Origin of the sequence: Streptomyces sp. NPDC050548 (assembly GCF_044457385.1) — a bacterium.
Lineage (GTDB): Bacteria > Actinomycetota > Actinomycetes > Streptomycetales > Streptomycetaceae > Streptomyces.
In genome coordinates this window covers 147,210-166,496 of sequence record NZ_JBITGV010000013.1, presented here as the reverse complement: position 1 = coordinate 166,496, position 19,287 = coordinate 147,210, and the positions used below count along the sequence as shown (strand labels likewise).

Below are 19,287 nucleotides of genomic sequence, written 5' to 3'. Positions count from 1 at the left end.
AAACGCGGGTCGGCCCAAGTCTTTAGGGGCGCGGGGAACTGCGCGACCAGCCACGACGCAGCCGCACCCGACTCACAACGCCACCCCCACCCCCTTAGTCGCCGTCCTCTTCCTCCAGCACCCGCTGAGCCACGGCAAACGCCGAGTTCGCCGCGGGCACCCCGCAATACACCGCACTCTGCAACAGCACAGCCCCGATCTCCTCCGCCGTCAGCCCATTACGCCGAGCCGCCCGCACATGCATGGCCAACTCGGCGTAATGCCCGTGTGCGATCAACGCCGTCAGCGTGACCATGCTCCGCTCGCGCCGCGACAACGTCGTGTCGGTCCAGATCTCCCCCCACGCGTACCGCGAGATGAAGTCCTGATAGCGCGCGGTAAAGGGGGTCTGCCGAGCCTGCGCCCGATCCACGGGCTCGTCGCCGAGCACCTCACGCCGTACCGCCATCCCAAGCCGCGCACCCCCACCGAGATGCGCATGCAGCGCGCTCAGAACGGCCGAAGGACACTGCGCGGGCGCCAGATGCGAGGCCCCCGGGATCTCGACCAGGGCCGAGCCCGCCACCGCGTCGGCGATCTCCCGCAGATGCGCCGGCGGGGTCGCCGGATCCTCGCGCCCGGCGATCATCAGCGTGCGCGCGCCGATCTCGGACAACCGCGACCGCAGGTCGAACGCGGCCAGCGCGTCACAGCACGCGGCATACGCGGCCGGGTCGGCGGCCCCCTGGTCGGCCACCAGCTCCGGCACGGTGAACCCGGGCGTGAACCAACGGGAGTCGGCGTTCTCGACCAGCCAGCCCAGCCCCTCGCTCCGCACCCGCGCGGCCCGTTCCTCCCAGGGCTTCGCCCCGTTGAAGTGCGCGGAGGAACAGATGACGGCGAGCGACGACACCCGCTCCGGGTGGTGCACAGCCAGGTGCAGTCCGACCGCACCGCCCAACGACACGCCCGCGTAGGCGAATTGCCCGATCCCGAGGGAGTCGGCGAGCGCGAGCACCAGATCGGCGAGGTCACCGACACTCGCCCCGGGAGCGATCAGATCCGGTGCCGAACCGCCGTGACCCGGCAGGTCCCAGCGGATCACCCGGTGGGTGATGGACAGTTCGGGCGCGACCTTGTCCCAGAGCGCGTACGACGTACCCAGCGAGGGGCCGAGCAGCAGAGGGGGCGCCGAAGCGGGCCCCTCGGCACGGAAGTTGAGCAGCTTCTCGGTCAACGTCGCTCCAGCGCACGGTCGGTGAGGGCTCCGGCGGAACCCGTGTAGCGGGCGGGGTCGGTGAGTGCGGAGAGGTCGAGGTCCTTCAACTCTGGCTCCTGCGCGAGCAGTTCGGCCAGCGGACGGGCTTCGGAATAGGCAAGTCGCGCGGCCTCCGTCAGCAGCTCCTTCGCCCGGGCCCGCCCGAGCAGCGGCGCCAGCTCGGCCGACAACCGCTCGGAGACGATCAACCCATGGGTGACATCGAGGTGTTCACGCATCACCTCCGGGTGCACCCGCAGCCCCTCGGTCAGTTCGGCGCCGTCGCGCGCCGCGCCCCCGACCAGCCGCAGCAGTTCCCTGAGCGGTTCCCACTCGGCGTGCCAGGCCCCGGCCGGCCGCTCGTCCTCGGCGACCAACGAGCCGTACAGGACGGCCGCGAGCTGTGGCGCCTGCCGTGCGGCGGCGGCGATCAGTGTGGACCGTACGGGATTCGCCTTGTGCGGCATGGCCGACGAACCCCCGCCACTGCCCTCCGAGACCTCGGCGATCTCGGTGCGGCCCAGGACGAGCACATCGGCGGCGACCTTGCCCAGCGCGCCCACCGTGAAGGCCAGGCACCCGGCGAGATCGGCGACCGGCGTCCGCAGCGCGTGCCAGGGCAACAGCGGTGCCGTCAGGCCGAGTTCACGGGCGTACTCCTCCGGCAGCGCGAGCGGGTCCTCGGCGCCGTACGCGACGAAGGCCGCCAACGTGCCTGCCGCGCCCCCGAGTTGAACGGGCAGCGCACTCCGCGCCACCCGCATCCGGTCCCGCGCGTCGAGTACCAGCGACCGCCATCCGGCCGCCTTCAACCCGAAGGTCGTCGGTACGGCGTGCTGGGTGAGCGTCCGGCCCGGCAGTGCGGTGTCGCGGTGGGCGGCGGCCAGCCCCGCCAGCGCGACCTCCGTACGCGTGAGGTCGGCCAGGACCAGGTCCAGCGTGCGGGCGGCGACGAGCATCGTCGCGGTGTCCATGATGTCCTGGCTGGTCGCGCCCCGGTGGACGTAGGGGCCGTACTCCGCGCCGACCGCCTTCGTGAGGTCCGCGACCAGCGGGATCACCGGGTTGCCGCCGACGCGGGCGCGCGCCGCGAGGGACCGTACGTCGAAGCGGTCCACGTCGGCCGCGGCCGTCACCGCCGCGGCCGCTTCGGCGGGCGCGAGCCCGAGCGCCGCCTGGGCGCGGGTGAGCGCGGCCTCCGCGTCGAGCAGCGCTCGTAGGTACGCGGTGTCGCTGGTCGCGGACGCGGCGGGGGAGCCGGCCCACCCGGGGGCGAGCAGGCCGGTGTCCGACGGGTCGGCAGAAGTCACTGGAACTCCAGGAAGACCGTTTCGCCTTCGCCCTGAAGGCGGATGTCGAAACGGTAGGTGCCCCTGCCCTCGTCCCGCGCGATCAACGTGTCGCGCCGCGCCGGGTCCAGCCCGGACAGCAGCGGGTCGGCGGCGAGTGCGGCCTCGTCGCCCGGGAGGTAGATCCGGGTGAAGAGGTGTACCAGCAGGCCGCGCGCGAAGACGCACGCGCTGAGGTACGGGGCGCCGAGCCCGCGCGCACCCGGCCGCAGTGTCCGCGCGTACCAGTGGCCGTTGGCGTCGGTCTGGATGCGGCCCCAGCCGGTGAACTCCACGCCGTTGCGGCCGAGATAGCCGCCGCTGGCCGGGTCGCGCCGGATCGAACCGTCGGTCGTGGACAGGTTGCCGTCGGGGTCAGGACCCCACAACTCCACGAAGGCGTCGGGCAGCGGATTGCCCTCGCCGTCGTAGACGTACCCCTGGACGGTGATCGTGTCCGGGTGGCCGACCGGTGCGATGTCCCCGCCGCCGGGGAACGGGAGCGCGTAGCCGTAGAAGGGGCCGACCGTGTGTGACGGGGTCGGCAGCACGGACTCCGGGCGGCTCGTGTCGATCTTCGTCATGGCGGGTCAGCGTCCTTCTTCGATCCAGGTGGCGCGCGGGCCGTCGAGCACGATGTCCCAGTGGTAGCCCATCGAGAACTCGGGCACGGAGAGGCTGTGGTCGTAGGTCGCGACGAGGCGCTGCCGGGCCGTGTCGTCCGTCACCGACTGGATGATCGGGTCGTAGGGGAAGAGTGGGTCGCTGGGGAAGTACATCTGCGTCACGAGCCGTTGGGTGAACGCCGTGCCGAACATCGAGAAGTGGATGTGCGCCGGACGCCAGGCGTTGACGTGGTTGCGCCAGGGGTAGGGGCCCGGCTGGATCGTGGTGAAGCGGTAGCTGCCCTCGTCGTCGGTCAACGTCCGCCCCGCACCGGTGAAGTTGGGGTCCAGCGGGGCGTCGTGCTGCTCGCGCTGGTGCGCGTAGCGGCCGGCCGAGTTGGCCTGCCAGATCTCCACCAACTGGCCGCGGATCGGCCGTCCGGACCGGTCCAACAGCCGCCCGGAGACGGTGATCCGTTCCCCGATCGGCTCGCCGTTGTGCTGCCGGGTCAGGTCGTTGTCGATCTCGGTGATGTCCCGCTCGCCGAAGGCGGGGGAGGCCAGCTCCACCAGCTCCGGGTCCTTCGACACGTCGATGGTGACCGGTGGCTGTTTCGGGTGGCGGAGCAGCGAGGAGCGGTAGGGGGCGTAGTCGCGGCGCGGGTGGTGTTCGACCGGGGCGCCGTCCGCGATCCGCTTCTCGTACGTCGCGTGCTCGGTCGCTATTTCGAGGTCGATGTCGTGCTGGGTGAGAGCCATGGGGGTTCCTACCGTTCGAGGACGAGGGCGAGGCCCTGGCCCACGCCGATGCAGAGGGTGGCGACACCGACTCCCGAGCCCTTGCGGGCGAGTTGGTGGGCGACGGTGCCGGCGAGGCGGGCACCGGAGGCGCCGAGGGGGTGGCCCAACGCGATGGCACCGCCCTGGGGGTTGAGGATCGCGGGGTCGAACTCGGGCCATTCCGCGACACATCCGAGTACCTGGGCGGCGAAGGCCTCGTTGAGTTCGAGGACTGACAGGTCGTCAAATCCCTTGCCCGCCTTGGCTAGTGCGCGGTTCACGGCCTCGACGGGGGCGAGTCCGAAGTAGTCCGGGTCGAGCGCGTGCACACCGGTCGCCGATACCCGGGCGAGGGGCTGACGGCCGGTGGCCTTGAGGCCTTCCTCGTCGGTCAGCAGCAGGGCGGCGGCACCGTCGTTGAGCGGCGAGGCGTTGCCGGCGGTGACCGTCCCGTTCTCCGTGCGGAACGACGGCTTGAGCCTGGCCATCGCGGCCAGGGAGGCGTCCGGCCGTACGCATTCGTCGGCGGCGAAGGCGACCGGGTCGCCCTTGCGCTGCGGGACCGGGACGGGCGCGATCTCGCCGTCGAAGAGGCCTGCGGCCTGCGCGTCGGCCGCCTTCTTGTGGCTGGCGAGCGCGAACTCGTCCTGCTGCTCGCGGCTGATCTTGTGCTTGTCGGCGATCAACTCGGCGCTCTCGCCGAGCGGGATGGTCCACTGCGGGTTCATGGCCGGATTGACCATGCGCCAGCCGAGCGTGGTCGAGTACAGCTCGGTGTGCCCGGCCGGGAAGGGGCGGTCCGACTTGGGCAGGACGTACGGCGCCCGGGTCATCGACTCCACCCCGCCCGCCACGGCGATGGAGGCGTCCCCTACGGCGATGGCGCGCGCTGCCTGAATGACTGCTTCCAGCCCAGAAGCGCACAGCCGGTTGACGGTCACGCCCGGCACGGAGGTGGGCAGACCCGCGAGGAGGCCGGCCATGCGGGCCACGTTGCGGTTCTCCTCACCGGCGCCATTGGCGTTGCCGAAGTACACGTCCTCGACGCGGGACCGGTCCAAGTCCGGGGTGCGGGCGAGGAGTTCACGGACGGCGTGGGCCGCCAGGTCGTCGGGGCGGACCGAGGCGAGGCCTCCGCTGTACTTGCCGAACGGGGTGCGGACGGCGTCGACGATGTAGACGGTGTTCACAACAGGCCCTCCGTGATGGTCAGTTCGGCGTCGGTCCTGGCGACGATCTCCTCGACGGTCACGCCGGGCGCGGTCTCGGTGAGCACCAGCCCCTCGGGTGTCACGTCGATCACGCCGAGATCGGTGATGACCCGGTTCACGCACGCCTTCCCGGTGAGCGGCAGCGCGCACTCCTTGAGGATCTTCGGGGAACCGTCCTTGGCCACATGGGTCATCACGACGATGACCGTGCGGGCGCCGTGGACGAGGTCCATCGCCCCGCCGATCCCGGTGATCAGCTTGCCGGGGATCGCCCAGTTCGCGAGGTCGCCCCCGGCCGAGACCTGCATCGCGCCCAGTACGGCGACGTCGATGTGACCGCCCCGGATCATCCCGAAGGAGAGCGACGAGTCGAAGAAGGAGGCGCCCGGCAGGACCGTCACGGTCTCCTTGCCGGCGTTGATCAGATCCGGGTCGACCTGGTCCTCGGTCGGATACGGGCCGGTGCCCAGGATGCCGTTCTCGGATTCGAGGATCACCTCGACGCCCGGCGGGAGGTAGTTGGGGATCAGGGTCGGCAGTCCGATGCCGAGATTGACGTACTGCCCGTCATCGAGTTCGCGTGCCGCGCGGGCCGCCATCTCTTCGCGTGTCCAGGCCATCAGCTGCTCACCGTCCGCTGCTCGATCCGCTTGTCGGCGGCCTGTTCGGGGGTGAGGGCCACCACCCGTTGCACGAAGATCCCCGGCAGATGCACCGCGTCCGGGTCGATCGCGCCGGGCTCCACCAGCTCCTCGACCTCGGCGATCGTCACCCGGCCCGCCATGGCGGCGAGGGGGTTGAAGTTCCGGGTCGACTTGTTGAAGACCAGGTTCCCGTGCCGGTCGCCCTTCGCGGCCCGCACCAGGGCGAAGTCGGTGCGGATGCCCCGCTCCAGTACGTACTCGGTGCCGTCGAAGTCCCGCACCTCCTTCGGCGGGGAGGCCAGCGAGACCCCGCCGGAGCCGTCGTAGCGCCAGGGCAGTCCGCCCTCGGCGACCTGGGTGCCGACCCCCGCAGGGGTGTAGAAGGCGGGGATGCCCGCCCCGCCCGCGCGCAGCCGCTCCGCGAGGGTGCCCTGGGGGATCAGCTCGACCTCCAGTTCCCCGGCCAGGTACTGGCGGGCGAACTCCTTGTTGGCGCCGATGTACGAGCCGGTCACCCGGGCGATCCGGCCGGCGGCCAGCAGTACGGCGAGGCCGGACTCCAGCGCCCCGCAGTTGTTGGAGACCACGCCCAGGGAGCCGACCCCGCGTTCGTACAGCGCCTGGATCAGCACGTTCGGTACACCGCTCAGCCCGAAGCCGCCGACGGCCAGCGTCGCTCCGTCCGGCACATCGGCCACTGCCTCCAGGGCTGTGGCGACCACCTTGTCCATCCGTGAAGCTCCGTCCCGTCCGAGCGCCCGGTCAGCAGTCCATGCGGTGCAGATCGCCGCAGTTCGTCAGGGCACTGAGCATTTCGGTGAAGTTTCCTTCACGCTGCCACTGCGGGGCCGCCCCGTCAAGACCTGGGAGAAGCCCCAGGTCGGCTCCCTGCACAGGCCTGGACTCGGCCCCAGGGTCCCCGGGTATCGTTCAGTGCACGGACGAATTCGACTTCGGGAGGGCACATGGGCGCGGTGGACCTCACCCTCCACCCCGGGCATCTCGCCCGGCGGCTCCAGCAGGCGCACTACCTGCTGTGGAACGCGATGGTCTCCGAGGAGATCACCTCCCCGCAGTTCGCGGTGCTCAACGCACTCGTCGCCGAACCGGGGCTCGACCAGCGCACCGTGGGCGAGCGGGTGGGCCTGGACCGGTCCACCGTCGCCGAGGTGATCAGCCGGCTGAGCGGCCGGGGTCTCCTCGACAAGGTACGTGACGCGCGCGATGGCCGCCGTTTCGTGCTCTGCCCGACCGACGACGGCCGGCGCGTCCATCGCAAGCTCGCCGTCCGCACGGCCCGGATGAACCAGGTCTTCCTGGCCCCCCTCTCCGCCGAGGAGCAGGGCGTCTTCCTCGACCTCATCCAACGCGTCTCGGACGCGGCCGAGGAGCTCCGCAACCCCACGGAGCCCCTCGCCGCCCACCGCTGACCCTCGGGCCGTCGCTGTCAGGCCTTCGCGAACACCACCCAGACCTGGCCCTTCGCGAAGTTCACGGGCGTGCCGTCGGAGGTGGTGAACTCCGTCCCGTCCGTCGCCGTCGGCCGCTTCCAGTCGACGCTGAAGGTACGGCCGTCCCGCAGCACGTCCGCCTTCCCGGAGCCGACGGTCACGGTGTACGGCGTGTTGTTGCCGAGGACGTCGTGATAGGCGGACTTCTGGATCTTCACGTACTGGACGACGACCGTCGCCGGGGCCAGCCGCTTCCCGGCGGTCGTCACGGTGGGTGTGCCGTCCTCGGTGACCAGCCAGCGGTGCTGCGACCCGGACCAGGTGAAGGTGAAGCGGGCCGCCGGATAGCGCACCGTGCGGGAGGCGGTGGCCTTGCCGCCCGCGGGGGCGGCGCCGTAGTGGAAACCGGTCGTCAGGGCCGCCGCGCCCGGGGCGGACGAGAGCAGCTTGTTCGGGCGCAGATAGAGGTTGTGCGGAGCCGACTTGTCGACACCCCGGTAGTAGGCGCCCGCCACCTCGTCGGGCGACGCGGACCGCAGCGGTGCCTTGTCGATCAGCGGCAGCAGCTTGTGCTGGGCCCCGGAGAAGGCGAGCGTCGGGTCGTCGAACTGGCGCAGCAGCTCCAGATCGGACACGCGGGCGCTGCGCACCGGCCCGACGGACTTGGGCAGCTTGGTGGCGAACACCGCCATCAGCCGGCTCAGTCCGCCCTCGACCTGCTCGGCGTAGACGATGTCCGCCGAGTCCAGGCCCGTCTGCGGGCGGGCCGCCGGCACATTGTCGATCTTCACCGCGAGCACCGGACCGGCGGCGGGGGCGACCGTGCCGCCCGCGCTCGGGCTCTGGGTCGGGCTCTGTGTGGGGGACTGGCTCCGTCCGCGTCCGTCGTCGGTGGTGCCGCCGTGATGTGCCGTGCAGCCCACCGCCAGGGAGGCCGTCATCGTGGCGGCCAGCAGCGCCGCTCGTCTCGCGCCGCGACGCCGGGGCGCCTTTTGTTTCATGCCCACCGTTGCCACCAGTCCGTGTTTCGATTGTGCTCTTATAAGTTCATTGCTGGCCATACCCGCTCGGTTGTGTTTGTGCGCGTCGAATGGGCCGATCAGCCCACCGGAAGATCCGGAAGAAGTCAGTCCGGAGGCCCGAGGATCTCCGCGAGGTCGTAGCGGACCGGTTCCTCCAGCTGTGCGTAGGTGCAGCTCTCGGGGGTCCGGTCCGGGCGCCAGCGGCGGAAACGCGCCGTGTGCCGGAAGCGCGCGCCGTTCTCCATGTGGTCGTACGCCACCTCGGCCACCCACTCCGGCCGCAGCGGCACCCAGGACAGGTCCTTCTTGCCGGACCAGCGGCTCGGCGCCCCCGGCAGCCGCGCGCTCTCATGTGCGGCCTCCTCCGCCCAGGCCGCCCACGGATGCCCCGCGGGGTCGTCCATGCGCAGCGGCTCCAGCTCCTCGATCAGCTCGGCGCGCCGCTTCATCGTGAAGGCGGCCGACACGCCGACGTGCTGCAGGGTGCCGTGATCGTCGTAGAGGCCGAGCAGGAGCGAGCCCACCACGGGTCCGCTCTTGTGCAGGCGGTACCCGGCGACCACCACGTCCGCCGTCCGCTCGTGCTTGATCTTGAACATGGCCCGCTCGTCCTGGCGGTAGCGCAGATCCAGCGGCTTCGCCACGACACCGTCGAGCCCGGCCCCCTCGTACTGCTCGAACCACCGCCGCGCCACCTCGATGTCGGTGGTCGCGGGCGCCAGGTGCACGGGCGGGGTCGCGGCCGACAGCGCCCGGGCGAGGAGCGCCCTGCGGTCGGCGAGCGGTACGTCCACGAGCGACTCGTCGGCCAGGGCCAGCAGGTCGAAGGCGACGAAGGACGCCGGGGTCCGCTCGGCCAGCGTCCGTACCCGTGACTCGGCCGGGTGGATGCGCTCGGTCAGCGCGTCGAAGTCGAGCCGCCCCTCCCGTGCGATCACGATCTCGCCGTCCAGCACGCAGCGCTGTGGCACCCGCTCCTTCAACGCCTCGACCAGCTCGGGAAAGTACCTGGTCAACGGCTTTCCGGTACGGCTGCCCAGCTCGACCTCGGCGCCGTCGCGGAACACGATCGCCCGGAAGCCGTCCCACTTCGCCTCGTAGTGCATGCCGGGCGGAATCCTCGCCACCGACTTGGCGAGCATCGGCTTCACGGGCGGCATCACCGGCAGATCCATGGTTCCGATTCTGCGCTCGTACGTCGCTTGTCGCCCGGTATGCGATGTCCGGACGGCGGGCCTACCGTGGCTCGCATGGGCGAAGCGGTGGAACTGGAGGCGGGCGGCCGGACCGTACGGTTGTCCAGTCCCGACAAGATCTTCTTCCCGGAGCGCGGCTTCACCAAGCTGGATCTCGCCCGCTACTACATCGCCGTCGGCCCCGGCATCCTGCGCGCCCTGCGCGACCGCCCCACCACCCTGGAGCGCTACCCCGACGGGGTCGAGGGCGAGAACTTCTTCCAGAAACGGGCGCCCAAGAACATGCCCGACTGGATTCCGCGCGCCCACATCACCTTCCCGAGCGGACGCAGCGCCGACGAGATGTGCCCCACCGAGGAAGCCGCCGTCCTGTGGGCCGCCCAGTACGGCACGCTCACCTTCCACCCCTGGCCGGTCCGCCGCGACGACGTCGACAGCCCCGACGAACTCCGCATCGACCTCGACCCGCAGCCCGGCACCGACTACGACGACGCGGTCCGCGCCGCCCATGAACTCCGCGCAGTACTCGACGAGTTCGGGGGGCTGAGGGGCTTCCCCAAGACCTCCGGTGGACGAGGCCTGCACGTCTTCGTCCCCATCGAGCCCAACTGGACCTTCACCCAGGTCCGCCGCGCCGCCATCGCCGTCGGCCGCGAACTGGAACGCCGGATGCCCGAGCAGGTGACGATCAAGTGGTGGAAGGAGGAGCGCGGCGAGCGCATCTTCGTCGACTACAACCAGACCGCGCGCGACCGCACCATCGCCTCCGCCTATTCCGTACGACCCCGCCCGCACGCCCCCGTCTCGGCGCCGCTGCGCTGGGACGAGGTCGGCACCGCGCACCCCCGTGACTTCGACCTGGCGACCATGCCGGCCCGTTTCGCCGAACTCGGCGACGTGCACGCCGACATGGACGACCACCGCTACTCCCTCGACGCCCTCCTCGAACTGGCCCGCCGCGACGAACACGACCACGGGCTGGGCGATCTGCCGTATCCGCCGGAGTACCCGAAGATGCCGGGGGAGCCCAAGCGGGTGCAGCCGAGCCGGGCGAAGAAAGAGCCTGAGGGATCCTGAGCGGATGACCCGCCTCCTGACCCGAAGCGACCTCGGTGACCTCCTGGAACCCTCGGCCTGTCTCGCGGCGCTGCGCGACGGCTTCCGCGCCGTGGGAGCCGAGCCGGCGATTCCCGGCCAACGGGTGCGTACCGACCTGCCGTTCCCCGGTACGGCCACCGCCCTGATCCCGGGACTGCTGCCCGGGATCGAGGCCTACACCGTGAAGGTCAACGCCAAGTTCCCTGGTGCGCGGCCCGCGTTGCGGGGTGTCATCTGCCTGTACAGCGGTGTGGACGGCGAGTTGCTCGCCCTGCTGGACTCGGCGACGGTGACCGCGTGGCGCACGGGACTTGCGGCGGCGCTGGGCACCCATGTGCTGGCGGGTCCGGCGGAGGACGCGGCGGTGGGCGTGATCGGTGCCGGCGCGCAGGCCGAGTTGATGGTGCGGGGGCTGGGCGTCCTGCGGCCGTACGGTCAACTCCTCGTCCACGACACGGACTTCGAGCGGGCGGCCGAGTTCGCCGTACGGCACGGCGGCCGGGTGCTGGGCTCGGCGACGGAGATCGCCTCGGCCGCCGACACCGTGCTCCTCGCGACCTGGTCCCGCACCCCGCTGCTGTCCCTCGCGGACACCCGTGCGGGCCAGCACTTCACCAGCCTCGGCGCCGACGAGCCCGGCAAGCGGGAACTCGCCGCGGACCTGCTCGACGCGGCGCTCGTCGTCGTCGACGACCGCCAACTGGTCGCTTCCGTGGGCACGTTGGCGCCGGACGACATCGGCACGACACTCGGCGACGTACTGCGCGGCGACCACCCGGGCCGCACCGACTCCACCGCCCGCTCGGTGTACGCCCCCGTCGGCCTGCCCTGGCAGGACCTGGCGCTCGCCTGGCTGGCGTACCGGCGGGCGGAAGAGGACGGGGTCGGGCGGCAGGTGAATCTCCTGGGGTGAACCATGGGATCTTGTCGAGTTGGGAGCGCTCTCACCGTCCGCTTCGTCCGCGGCTATCCTGATCCGCAGCATCGAGGAGGGGTCCAGAAGTGACCGAGACAGCACCGCGCCCCACGCTGGAGGCCGTGGCCGCGCGGGCGGGGGTGTCGCGGGCCACCGTGTCCCGGGTGGTCAACGGCGGGGACGGGGTGCGGGAATCGCTCGTCGAGCGGGTCCGGCAGGCCGTGGACGAACTCGGCTACGTCCCCAACCAGGCCGCCCGCTCCCTGGTGACCAGGCGGCACGACGCCATCGCCGTGGTGATCGCCGAACCGGAGACCAGGGTCTTCGCCGACCCCTTCTTCGCCATGCAACTGAGGGGCATCAGCAAGGAGTTGACCGCCCACGACTCCCAACTCGTGCTGCTCCTCACGGAAGGACGCGCCGACCACGCCCGCGTCGGCCGCTATCTCGCCGGCGGACATGTGGACGGCGCGCTCGTCTTCTCCCTCCACCTCGACGACCCACTGCCCGGACTGATCCAACGGGCCGGTGTCCCCACGGTGTTCGGCGGCCGGCCCTCCTGGAGCGAGGGAACCCGCGCGACCGGACCCACCGTCTACGTCGACTGCGACAACCGGGGCGGTGCCCGCGAGGCCGTACGCCATCTCGTCGGGCTCGGCCGCACCCGGATCGCGCACATCACCGGCGCCCTCGACCAGACGTCCGCGGTCGACCGGCTCGACGGATTCCGGGACGTCATGGTCGACGTCGACCCCCGGCTGATCGTGGAGAGCGACTTCACCCCGGGCGGCGGTGAGCGCGCCATGCGGGAACTCCTCGACCGCTGCCCCGACGTGGACGCCGTGTTCGCCGCCAACGACCTCACCGCCTACGGCGCCATGAAGGTGCTGCGCGAGGAGGGGCTGCGGGTGCCCGAGGACGTGGCCGTCATCGGCTTCGACGACATGCTTCCGGTCGCCGAGCAGACCGAGCCGCCGCTCACGACGGTCCGTCAGGACATAGAGGAGATGGGCCGGTTGATGGCCCGCCTGCTGCTGCGCGGCCTCGACCGCCGGGTCACCAGCGAGGGCGTCGGAGGCGCGCCGTCCAGCGTGATCCTGCCGACCACACTGGTCCACCGCGCCTCCGCGTAGGCCTGCCCCGGGGGCGCTCCGTCAGCTCTGCGGCGGCTCGCTCTTGATGATCGCGAAGCGGGCGCCGTGCGGGTCGGTGAGCTGGGCCATGCGGCCGACGCCCTCCATGGTGGCGGCGGGCACGGTGACCTTGCCGCCGGTCTCCAGCGCCTTGGCCACGGTGGCGTCCACGTCGGCGACCTCGAAGTAGGCCAGCCAGTACGCTCCCGAGGCCGCCCCGGTGGCGTCGAAGTCGAGCGGGACGACACCGCCGAACATCGCGTCCTCACCGGCACCCGCCGGGTTGAGACAGGTGTAGTCACCGCCCGGCATGGGGGCGGCCGAGGTCTCCAGACCGAACGAGGCGTGGTAGAACGCCGCAGCCGCCGCGACGTCCGGCGTGTACAGCTCCACCCAGGTCAGCGAACCGGGCTCGCCCGCCACGTCGACCCCCTTGGTCCGGCCCGGCTGCCAGACGCCGAACGCGGCACCCGCCGGGTCCCTGAGGATCGCCATGTGCCCCTCGCCCATCACGTCCATCGGCTGGAACAGGACCGCGCCGTGCGCCTGCTCCACCGCCTTGGCCGTGGCTTCCGCGTCCGGGCTCTGGAAGTACACCGTCCAGGCGGACGAGTCGTGCTCCGGGGGCAGTGGCATACCGCCGGCGACCGTCCTGCCGTCCAGTTGGAAGAAGCCGTAGCCGCCGGCCTCGGGTCCCGCGGACTGGAACTCCCAGCCGAAGAGACCGCCGTAGAAGGAGATGGCGCTGTCGATGTCGGGCGAGCCGACATCCAGCCAGTTGGGAGCGCCGTTGACGAAACGGGTGGTGAGCATCTTTGCCCTCCTCATTGAAGGGTCCCGTGGTGAGGGGGTCCGTTCTCTGCACTGCCGAGTCTTGCACCGCCCACTGACAATCGCTGCCGGAGTGCCGGTTCGACTTGGGGACACGGCTGTCCTTACCCTCGGTGACCGCCGAAGTTCTCCGTGTTTTCACCGGGTTCCGCGCGCCGCCGTGCGCCGGTGCGGGCGCGGCGCCACCATCGGGGTGGGCGGAGGCCCCGGAGCGCGGCGTTGATCCCGCGTTGATCGAACGTTTTTCACCGTACGGCACGCTCCTGCTCATGCACATCGACACGATCACCTCGCCCGACCTGGACTGGCAGCAGGAGGCGTTGTGCGCGCAGACCGGGGCGGACTTCTTCTTCCCCGAGCCCGGCAGCTCCGTACGAGAAGCCAAACGCATCTGCGGCATGTGCCCGATCCGCTCCGTCTGCCTGGAGTACGCCCTCGACAACGACGAGCGCTTCGGAGTGTGGGGCGGCCTCTCGGAGAAGGAGCGCCTGGAGCTCCGACGCGCCTCGCGCTGACCGGGACCGGGGCGTTTATCGATGCGGCCCGCGCGCGGGAGTGCCGTGCTCTGACGAATCACATCGGTTCGAATCCGGCTGGGGCGGGATTCGATGACTGGCGAGGGCGGGATCACCGACGAGAACCCCGCCCCCAAGAAGAGCCGTATGGCGGGGGTCGGTTTCCGCACACGCTGGACATCGTGGACGGCGCGGCCCGCGTCTACGACCCGATCGTGCGCGGCGAGTCGGGGACCCGGTGTCGGGGACACGGGGGAGGTCGGCTTCGTCGGTGTGGAGTACGTCCGGCCGCCGAACTCGGGCCGCTGCTGGACTGGTTGCGGGCGGGGCAACCGGCCGGGGGCGGCTGGACTTCGCCGTCGGGACGGCGCTGCCGGACGGGCGGCTGGATCTGTGCAAACAGGGTCTGGGCGCCGAGGAGGCCGAGGCGCTGGCCCAAGGCCCTTCGCCCGTACGGCACTTGCTGCTCGGTACGGACGGGCTCGGTGACGAGGGTGCCGAGGTCGTGGCGGGCGGCAACGGTGAGGTCGAGACGCTCTACCTGGGCTGCAACGGGATCACTGCCGGGGGCGCCTATCGGATCGCCGACCGGCTGCGGGCCTGGGGCACGCTGGTTCGCATCCAGCCGCCCCGCCCCCCCCTCACGGCCCGACTCAGGCGATCGCGCCCGCCGTCACCACCAGCTCGACCGCGTTCCCGTGGAACGTGTCGATCAGCTGCGCCAGCACCGCCCAGGCGTCCTCGCGGTCGGCCAAGTGGTCGCGCACCAGCGGCCGTAGCGCGTCCTGGGCCTCGCCCACGCGCGCGGGGAACACCGGACGACCCGTGGACAGCACGTCCAGTACGTGCGACGCGGGGCCCCAGGAGGTCGCGTAGTCGGCCGGGCCGTCCAGCGCGCCCGCCTGTTCGACGCGGTGGGTGAACCTGCGGTGCGTGCCGAACTGCGCGCGGAGCGCGGGTGGGCAGTCCGGTCGTACGGACAGTCCCCAGCGCGCGTATCCGGGCAGGGGGCGGTCGTGGTCCGCCTCCGTGACCGCCTGCTGGTCGGAGCGTTCCAGGACCATCGAGGCGGCCGTCCGCGCGGCGCGCACGGAGGTGCCCTCGCGCAGGGCGCCGAGCATGCCGAAGCGGGTGTAGTTCTCGGGGGCCGGGGGTTCGTCCTACGGGCCCAGATTCGCGGGGAGGGGCAGCGGGCCCGTGCGGGCGGCCCCGAAGGACACACCCCGCACGATGGCCCTGCGCATCGCGCTGTCGGCCGAGATGTGTCGCCAGAGCCAGAGCCAGACCCGGGGGTTCAGGTCCGGGTCGTCCTCCTCAAGTACCCACAGCAGCACGGAGACCGGCACCGGTTTCCTCGTCCAGGACCACAAGAGGGTGTTGTTCCGCGCTCGATCGCCGGTCGGGTCAGGCGCTCGCGCGGGCCGCCATGCGGGCCTTGCGGATGGCCAGCTTCTCGTCGAACTTGGACGCCTCGGAGTCGAGGCCGCCCATGTAGAGGCCGATCTCCTCCTGGGCGCGCTGGCCCTCGGGGCCGAGACCGTCGATGTCCATGACCTTCAGGAAGCGCAGCACGGGCTGGATCACGTCGTCGTGGTGGATGCGCAGGTTGTAGACCTCGCCGATGGCCATCTGGGCGGCGAACCGCTCGAAGCCGGGCATGCCGTGACCGGGCATCCGGAAGTTGACGAGGACGTCGCGCACGGCCTGCATGGTGAGGTCGGGGGCGAGTTCGAACGCGGCCTTCAGGAGGTTGCGGTAGAAGACCATGTGGAGGTTCTCGTCGGTCGCGATGCGGGCCAGCATGCGGTCGCAGACCGGGTCGCCCGACTGGTGGCCGGTGTTGCGGTGCGAGACGCGCGTGGCCAGCTCCTGGAAGGCGACGTACGCCACGGAGTGCAGCATCGAGTGCCGGTTGTCCGACTCGAAGCCCTCGCTCATGTGCTGCATGCGGAACGCTTCGAGCTTGTCCGGGTCGACCGCGCGGGAGGCGAGCAGGTAGTCCCGCATGACGATGCCGTGCCGGCCTTCCTCCGCCGTCCAGCGGTGCACCCAGGTGCCCCAGGCGCCGTCGCGGCCGAACAGGGAGGCGATCTCGTGGTGGTAGCTGGGGAGGTTGTCCTCGGTGAGGAGGTTCACCACGAGGGCGATGCGGCCGATCTCGGTGACCTTGGACTGCTCCTTGTCCCAGGCCTCGCCGTCCTCGAAGAAGCCGGGGAAGTTGCGGGCGTCGCTCCAGGGCACGTACTCGTGCGGCATCCAGTCCTTGGTGACCTTGAGGTGCCGGTTGAGCTCCGTCTCGACGACTTCTTCCAACGCGTACAGCAGCTTGGCGTCGGTCCAGACTGCGGGGCTGCCGAGGTGCGGGGAAGTGATCGTCACGGGGACTCCAGGGGGACGTGGTGCAAATCTGAACAAACCGGCGAGCGGTGCCGGGGTCTGTGCAACTTACGGAATCGTAGGCTACGAAACCGTAGGTTACGAGACCGTAGGTTAAGGTCACTGTAAAGATCGCTGTTCAGGCCGCGTCGCCGGGGGATCCCGAACGGTGCCAGGACCGCAGGTCCCGACGCCGAACAGGTGGTCCGGTCACCCGGTCAGGCGTACAGATCCCGGAGCCTCACCGAGAGGCACGTCACACAGCCTTCGAGTTTCTCGAACTCGCTGATGTCCACCACGACCGGCTCCAGACCGAGGTCGGCGAGCAGATCGGCCGTCTTGGGCGCGCTCGCCGCCATCAGCAGCTTGTCGCCGCCGAGCTGCACCACATGGGCGCCGGCCTCCTCGGGCACCGACAGGAAGCGCGGGAACAGCGAGGGTCGGTCCACCTTGGGGATGTGCCCGAGCACGGTGCCGTCGGGCAGCGCGGTGACCGCCGACTTCAGATGCAGCACCTTGCTCACGGGTACGGCGACCACGCGCGCCCCGAGCGGTTCGAACACGGCCCGCAGCTGCTGCACACCCGCCGCGTTCGTACGCCCGCCCCGGCCGACGTAGATCGTGTCGTCGATCTTGAGGACGTCGCCGCCCTCCAGGGTGCCCGGTTCCCAGACCCAGTTCACCGAGCAGCCGAGCCGGGCCACCGCCTCCTCGACCCCGCCGGTCTCCTCGCGCCGGGTCTCGGCGCCGGGCCGGGTGATCAGCGCCACGTTCTTGTACATGACGACCGTGTCCTCGACGAACACGGAGTCGGGGAAGTCGTCGGCGGGCTCGACCTCGATCGTCTCCCAGCCGTGCGTGCGCAGCGCCTGGACGTACGCCTCCCACTGTTCGACGGCTTGCTCGACGTCGACCTTCTCCCGCTCGATGTGCGTGACCAGCCCTTCGGCCAGGCGCGGGCTGGGGCGGCGGACGAGGGCCTTGTGGCTGGGCACGAGCGGGACTCCGTATCGGCGGGATCGTTTCGGTGCCCGCGTAGGGGCACCGGTTGGCCATCATGCGTCACCCGTCCGTGCCGACAAAACCCCTGCCGTGAGGCTGTGGCCCTCCTGAGATGCGCCGCGCTGTCCTACACCAGGTTCTCCACCTCCTCCGGAGTGATCGTCTTCAGCTCCCCGTCCAGCAGCAGCCAGCGGGTGACGCCGATGGACTCCAGGAACGGCAGGTCGTGACTGGCCACGATCAGCGCGCCCTCGTAGGACTCCAGCGCCGTCGTGAGCTGGCGCACGCTCGCCATGTCGAGGTTGTTCGTCGGCTCGTCCAGCATCAACAGCTGCGGGGCGGGCTCCGCCAGCATCAGTGCGGCCAGCGCGGCCCGGAAGCGTTCGCCGCCGGACAGCGTCGCCGTCTTCTGGTCGGCGCGGGCACCCCGGAAGAGGAAGCGGGCGAGCCGGGCCCGGACCCGGTTGTTGGTGGCGGCGGGCGCGAACCGGGCCACGTTCTCGGCCACCGTCAGCTCGTCGTCGAGGACGTCGAGCCGCTGCGGCAGGAACCGCAGCGGAACATGCGCAGTCGCCTCGCCCGACACCGGCGCCAGCTCCCCGGCGATCGTGCGCAGCAGCGTCGTCTTGCCCGCGCCGTTGCGCCCGATCAGCGCGATCCGCTCCGGCCCGCGCAGATCGAGCCCGCCGGCCACCCGCGCGCCGTAGGCGAGTTCGAGGTCCAGGACGGTCAGGACCGTACGACCCGGCGGTACGGCCGTGTACGGGAGGTCGACGCGGATCTCGTCGTCGTCCCGTACCGCTTCCACCGCCTCGTCGAGCCGTTCCTTCGCCTCGGTGAGCCGCTCCTCGTGCATGATCCGGTGCTTGCCCGCGGACTCCTGCGCCGACCGCCTGCGCGCCTGCATGATGATCTTCGGCTCGCGCTTCTGGTCGTACATCTTCTGCCCGTACCGCCTGCGGTGGGCCAACTTGACCTGGGCGTCGACCAGTTCGCGCTTCTGTTTGCGGAAGTCGGACTCGGCGACGCGCACCATCCTTTCGGCGGCGTCCTGTTCGACGGCGAGGGCCTCCTCGTAGGCCGAGAAGTTGCCGCCGTACCAGGTGATCCCACCAGAGCGCAGATCGGCGATCTGGTCGACGAGGTCCAGGAGTTCGCGGTCGTGGCTGACCACGATCATCACGCCCGGCCAGGACGCGACGGCCGCGTACAGCCGTCGGCGCGCGTACAGGTCGAGGTTGTTGGTCGGTTCGTCGAGGAGCAGGACGTCGGGCCGGCCGAGCAACAGCGCGGCCAGCCGCAGCAGGACCGACTCGCCGCCGGACACCTCGCCGATGGTGCGGTCCAAGTCGATCTGTCCCAGGCCGAGTTCGCCGAGTGTGGCGAGCGCCCGTTCTTCTACGTCCCAGTCGTCGCCGAGCGTCTCGAAGTGCTCCTCGGACGCGTCACCGGACTCGATGGCGTGCAGGGCGGCCCGGCGTGCGGCGATGCCGAGGGTCTCGTCGACGTGCAGGGAGGTGTCGAGGGTGACGTTCTGCGGGAGGTATCCGACCTCGCCGGCGACCCGCACCAGGCCGTCGGCCGGGGCGAGTTCGCCCGCGATCAGCTTCAACAGGGTTGATTTCCCTGATCCGTTGACGCCGACGAGACCGGTCCTGCCGGGGCCGAAGGCGACGTCTAGGTCTTCGAGGACGGGGGTGCCGTCGGACCAGGCGAAGGAGAGGGACGTGCAGGTGACGGAAGAACTCATGTGGGCCTCGCGGGTGCTCGATGCGGTCAGGGCAGACGCGTTGCGAGACACCGCGGGGCGGGAGGCTGGTCCCGGAGGGCAGAGAGAAGGCCCTGTTCCGGAGGACGGCTCGGACGCCGAGGTCGAACACGACGGACACACCTCAGGGGTGTGTGACGCGGTGTCTCAGAACCTCAGACGAGCAACGTCCTT

General features: G+C 70.8%; 20 protein-coding genes. 5 read left to right on the top strand and 15 right to left on the bottom strand.

The window, feature by feature from the left end; translation table 11 throughout:
- Window positions 1-94: 94 nt before the first annotated feature.
- Genes pcaD through ACIBJH_RS31795 form a run of 7 tightly spaced genes read right to left on the bottom strand, consistent with a single transcriptional unit; the run spans window position 95 to window position 6,536 of the window.
- On the bottom strand, window positions 95-1,216 hold the full coding sequence (gene pcaD, locus ACIBJH_RS31825; RefSeq protein ID WP_399120345.1) for a 3-oxoadipate enol-lactonase: 1,122 nt from the start codon (window positions 1,214-1,216) through the stop codon (window positions 95-97).
- Window positions 1,213-2,547, bottom strand: coding sequence for a 3-carboxy-cis,cis-muconate cycloisomerase (gene pcaB, locus ACIBJH_RS31820; protein WP_399120344.1), 1,335 nt, complete (start codon window positions 2,545-2,547; stop codon window positions 1,213-1,215). The genes pcaD and pcaB overlap by 4 nt, the downstream gene beginning before the upstream one ends.
- Entirely contained in the window at window positions 2,544-3,149 is a 606-nt protein-coding gene (gene pcaG / locus ACIBJH_RS31815; protein ID WP_399120343.1) for a protocatechuate 3,4-dioxygenase subunit alpha, read from the bottom strand. The genes pcaB and pcaG overlap by 4 nt, the downstream gene beginning before the upstream one ends.
- 6 nt (window positions 3,150-3,155) lie before the next feature.
- Window positions 3,156-3,929 (bottom strand): protocatechuate 3,4-dioxygenase subunit beta, encoded by a 774-nt coding sequence (pcaH, locus tag ACIBJH_RS31810; protein ID WP_399120342.1) that lies wholly within the window; start codon window positions 3,927-3,929, stop codon window positions 3,156-3,158.
- Window positions 3,930-3,937: 8 nt separating this feature from the next.
- Window positions 3,938-5,140 (bottom strand): thiolase family protein, encoded by a 1,203-nt coding sequence (locus ACIBJH_RS31805; protein ID WP_399120341.1) that lies wholly within the window; start codon window positions 5,138-5,140, stop codon window positions 3,938-3,940.
- The gene (locus tag ACIBJH_RS31800) at window positions 5,137-5,781 is read right to left on the bottom strand and encodes a CoA transferase subunit B (RefSeq protein WP_399120340.1); all 645 of its coding nucleotides are present in this window, start codon (window positions 5,779-5,781) and stop codon (window positions 5,137-5,139) included. Before ACIBJH_RS31800 ends, ACIBJH_RS31805 begins: the two co-directional genes overlap by 4 nt.
- The gene (locus tag ACIBJH_RS31795; protein ID WP_388104356.1) at window positions 5,781-6,536 is read right to left on the bottom strand and encodes a CoA transferase subunit A; all 756 of its coding nucleotides are present in this window, start codon (window positions 6,534-6,536) and stop codon (window positions 5,781-5,783) included. The genes ACIBJH_RS31800 and ACIBJH_RS31795 overlap by 1 nt, the downstream gene beginning before the upstream one ends.
- Before the next feature lie 234 nt (window positions 6,537-6,770).
- Between ACIBJH_RS31795 and ACIBJH_RS31790 the strand changes: the two genes are divergently transcribed.
- Window positions 6,771-7,235: a MarR family winged helix-turn-helix transcriptional regulator gene (locus tag ACIBJH_RS31790; protein WP_399120339.1), complete on the top strand. Its 465-nt coding sequence runs from the start codon at window positions 6,771-6,773 to the stop codon at window positions 7,233-7,235.
- 17 nt (window positions 7,236-7,252) lie between these two features.
- On the opposite strand, the gene ACIBJH_RS31785 is transcribed toward ACIBJH_RS31790, so the two are convergent.
- Together ACIBJH_RS31785 and ACIBJH_RS31780 are read right to left on the bottom strand one after the other, a co-directional pair.
- Complete coding sequence (locus ACIBJH_RS31785) at window positions 7,253-8,257, bottom strand: DUF3048 domain-containing protein (protein ID WP_399120338.1); 1,005 nt, start codon at window positions 8,255-8,257, stop codon at window positions 7,253-7,255.
- Between the two features lie 125 nt (window positions 8,258-8,382).
- Window positions 8,383-9,453 (bottom strand): ATP-dependent DNA ligase, encoded by a 1,071-nt coding sequence (locus tag ACIBJH_RS31780; protein WP_399120336.1) that lies wholly within the window; start codon window positions 9,451-9,453, stop codon window positions 8,383-8,385.
- Window positions 9,454-9,528: 75 nt separating this feature from the next.
- On the opposite strand from ACIBJH_RS31780, the gene ligD reads away from it, so the two are divergent.
- The 3 genes from ligD to ACIBJH_RS31765 all read left to right on the top strand — a co-directional run bounded on the left by ligD (window position 9,529) and on the right by ACIBJH_RS31765 (window position 12,621).
- Complete coding sequence (gene ligD, locus ACIBJH_RS31775) at window positions 9,529-10,551, top strand: non-homologous end-joining DNA ligase (protein ID WP_399120335.1); 1,023 nt, start codon at window positions 9,529-9,531, stop codon at window positions 10,549-10,551.
- Window positions 10,552-10,555: 4 nt separating this feature from the next.
- A complete protein-coding gene (locus tag ACIBJH_RS31770; protein ID WP_399120334.1) occupies window positions 10,556-11,485 on the top strand; it encodes an ornithine cyclodeaminase family protein in 930 nt (309 codons plus the stop codon).
- Between the two features lie 89 nt (window positions 11,486-11,574).
- On the top strand, window positions 11,575-12,621 hold the full coding sequence (locus tag ACIBJH_RS31765; protein ID WP_200709581.1) for a LacI family DNA-binding transcriptional regulator: 1,047 nt from the start codon (window positions 11,575-11,577) through the stop codon (window positions 12,619-12,621).
- 21 nt (window positions 12,622-12,642) lie between these two features.
- Here ACIBJH_RS31765 and ACIBJH_RS31760 read toward each other — a convergent pair whose 3' ends face one another.
- A complete protein-coding gene (locus ACIBJH_RS31760) occupies window positions 12,643-13,434 on the bottom strand; it encodes a VOC family protein (protein WP_399120333.1) in 792 nt (263 codons plus the stop codon).
- A 287-nt stretch (window positions 13,435-13,721) separates the two neighbouring features.
- On the opposite strand from ACIBJH_RS31760, the gene ACIBJH_RS31755 reads away from it, so the two are divergent.
- Entirely contained in the window at window positions 13,722-13,967 is a 246-nt protein-coding gene (locus tag ACIBJH_RS31755; RefSeq protein WP_399120332.1) for a WhiB family transcriptional regulator, read from the top strand.
- Window positions 13,968-14,620: 653 nt separating this feature from the next.
- On the opposite strand, the gene ACIBJH_RS31750 is transcribed toward ACIBJH_RS31755, so the two are convergent.
- The 5 genes from ACIBJH_RS31750 to ACIBJH_RS31730 all read right to left on the bottom strand — a co-directional run bounded on the left by ACIBJH_RS31750 (window position 14,621) and on the right by ACIBJH_RS31730 (window position 19,095).
- Window positions 14,621-15,088 carry a hypothetical protein gene (locus ACIBJH_RS31750; protein ID WP_399120330.1) on the bottom strand — a complete coding sequence of 156 codons (468 nt, stop codon included), beginning with the start codon at window positions 15,086-15,088 and terminating at the stop codon, window positions 14,621-14,623.
- A gap of 39 nt (window positions 15,089-15,127) precedes the next feature.
- Window positions 15,128-15,313, bottom strand: coding sequence for a hypothetical protein (locus ACIBJH_RS31745; protein WP_399120329.1), 186 nt, complete (start codon window positions 15,311-15,313; stop codon window positions 15,128-15,130).
- Between the two features lie 58 nt (window positions 15,314-15,371).
- Window positions 15,372-16,346, bottom strand: a complete 975-nt coding sequence (locus ACIBJH_RS31740) for an acyl-ACP desaturase (RefSeq protein ID WP_399120328.1) — start codon at window positions 16,344-16,346, stop codon at window positions 15,372-15,374.
- A 215-nt stretch (window positions 16,347-16,561) separates the two neighbouring features.
- Window positions 16,562-17,338, bottom strand: a complete 777-nt coding sequence (gene ddaH, locus ACIBJH_RS31735) for a dimethylargininase (RefSeq protein WP_399120327.1) — start codon at window positions 17,336-17,338, stop codon at window positions 16,562-16,564.
- Window positions 17,339-17,472: 134 nt separating this feature from the next.
- On the bottom strand, window positions 17,473-19,095 hold the full coding sequence (locus ACIBJH_RS31730; RefSeq protein ID WP_399120326.1) for an ABC-F family ATP-binding cassette domain-containing protein: 1,623 nt from the start codon (window positions 19,093-19,095) through the stop codon (window positions 17,473-17,475).
- Between the last annotated feature and the right edge of the window lie 192 nt (window positions 19,096-19,287).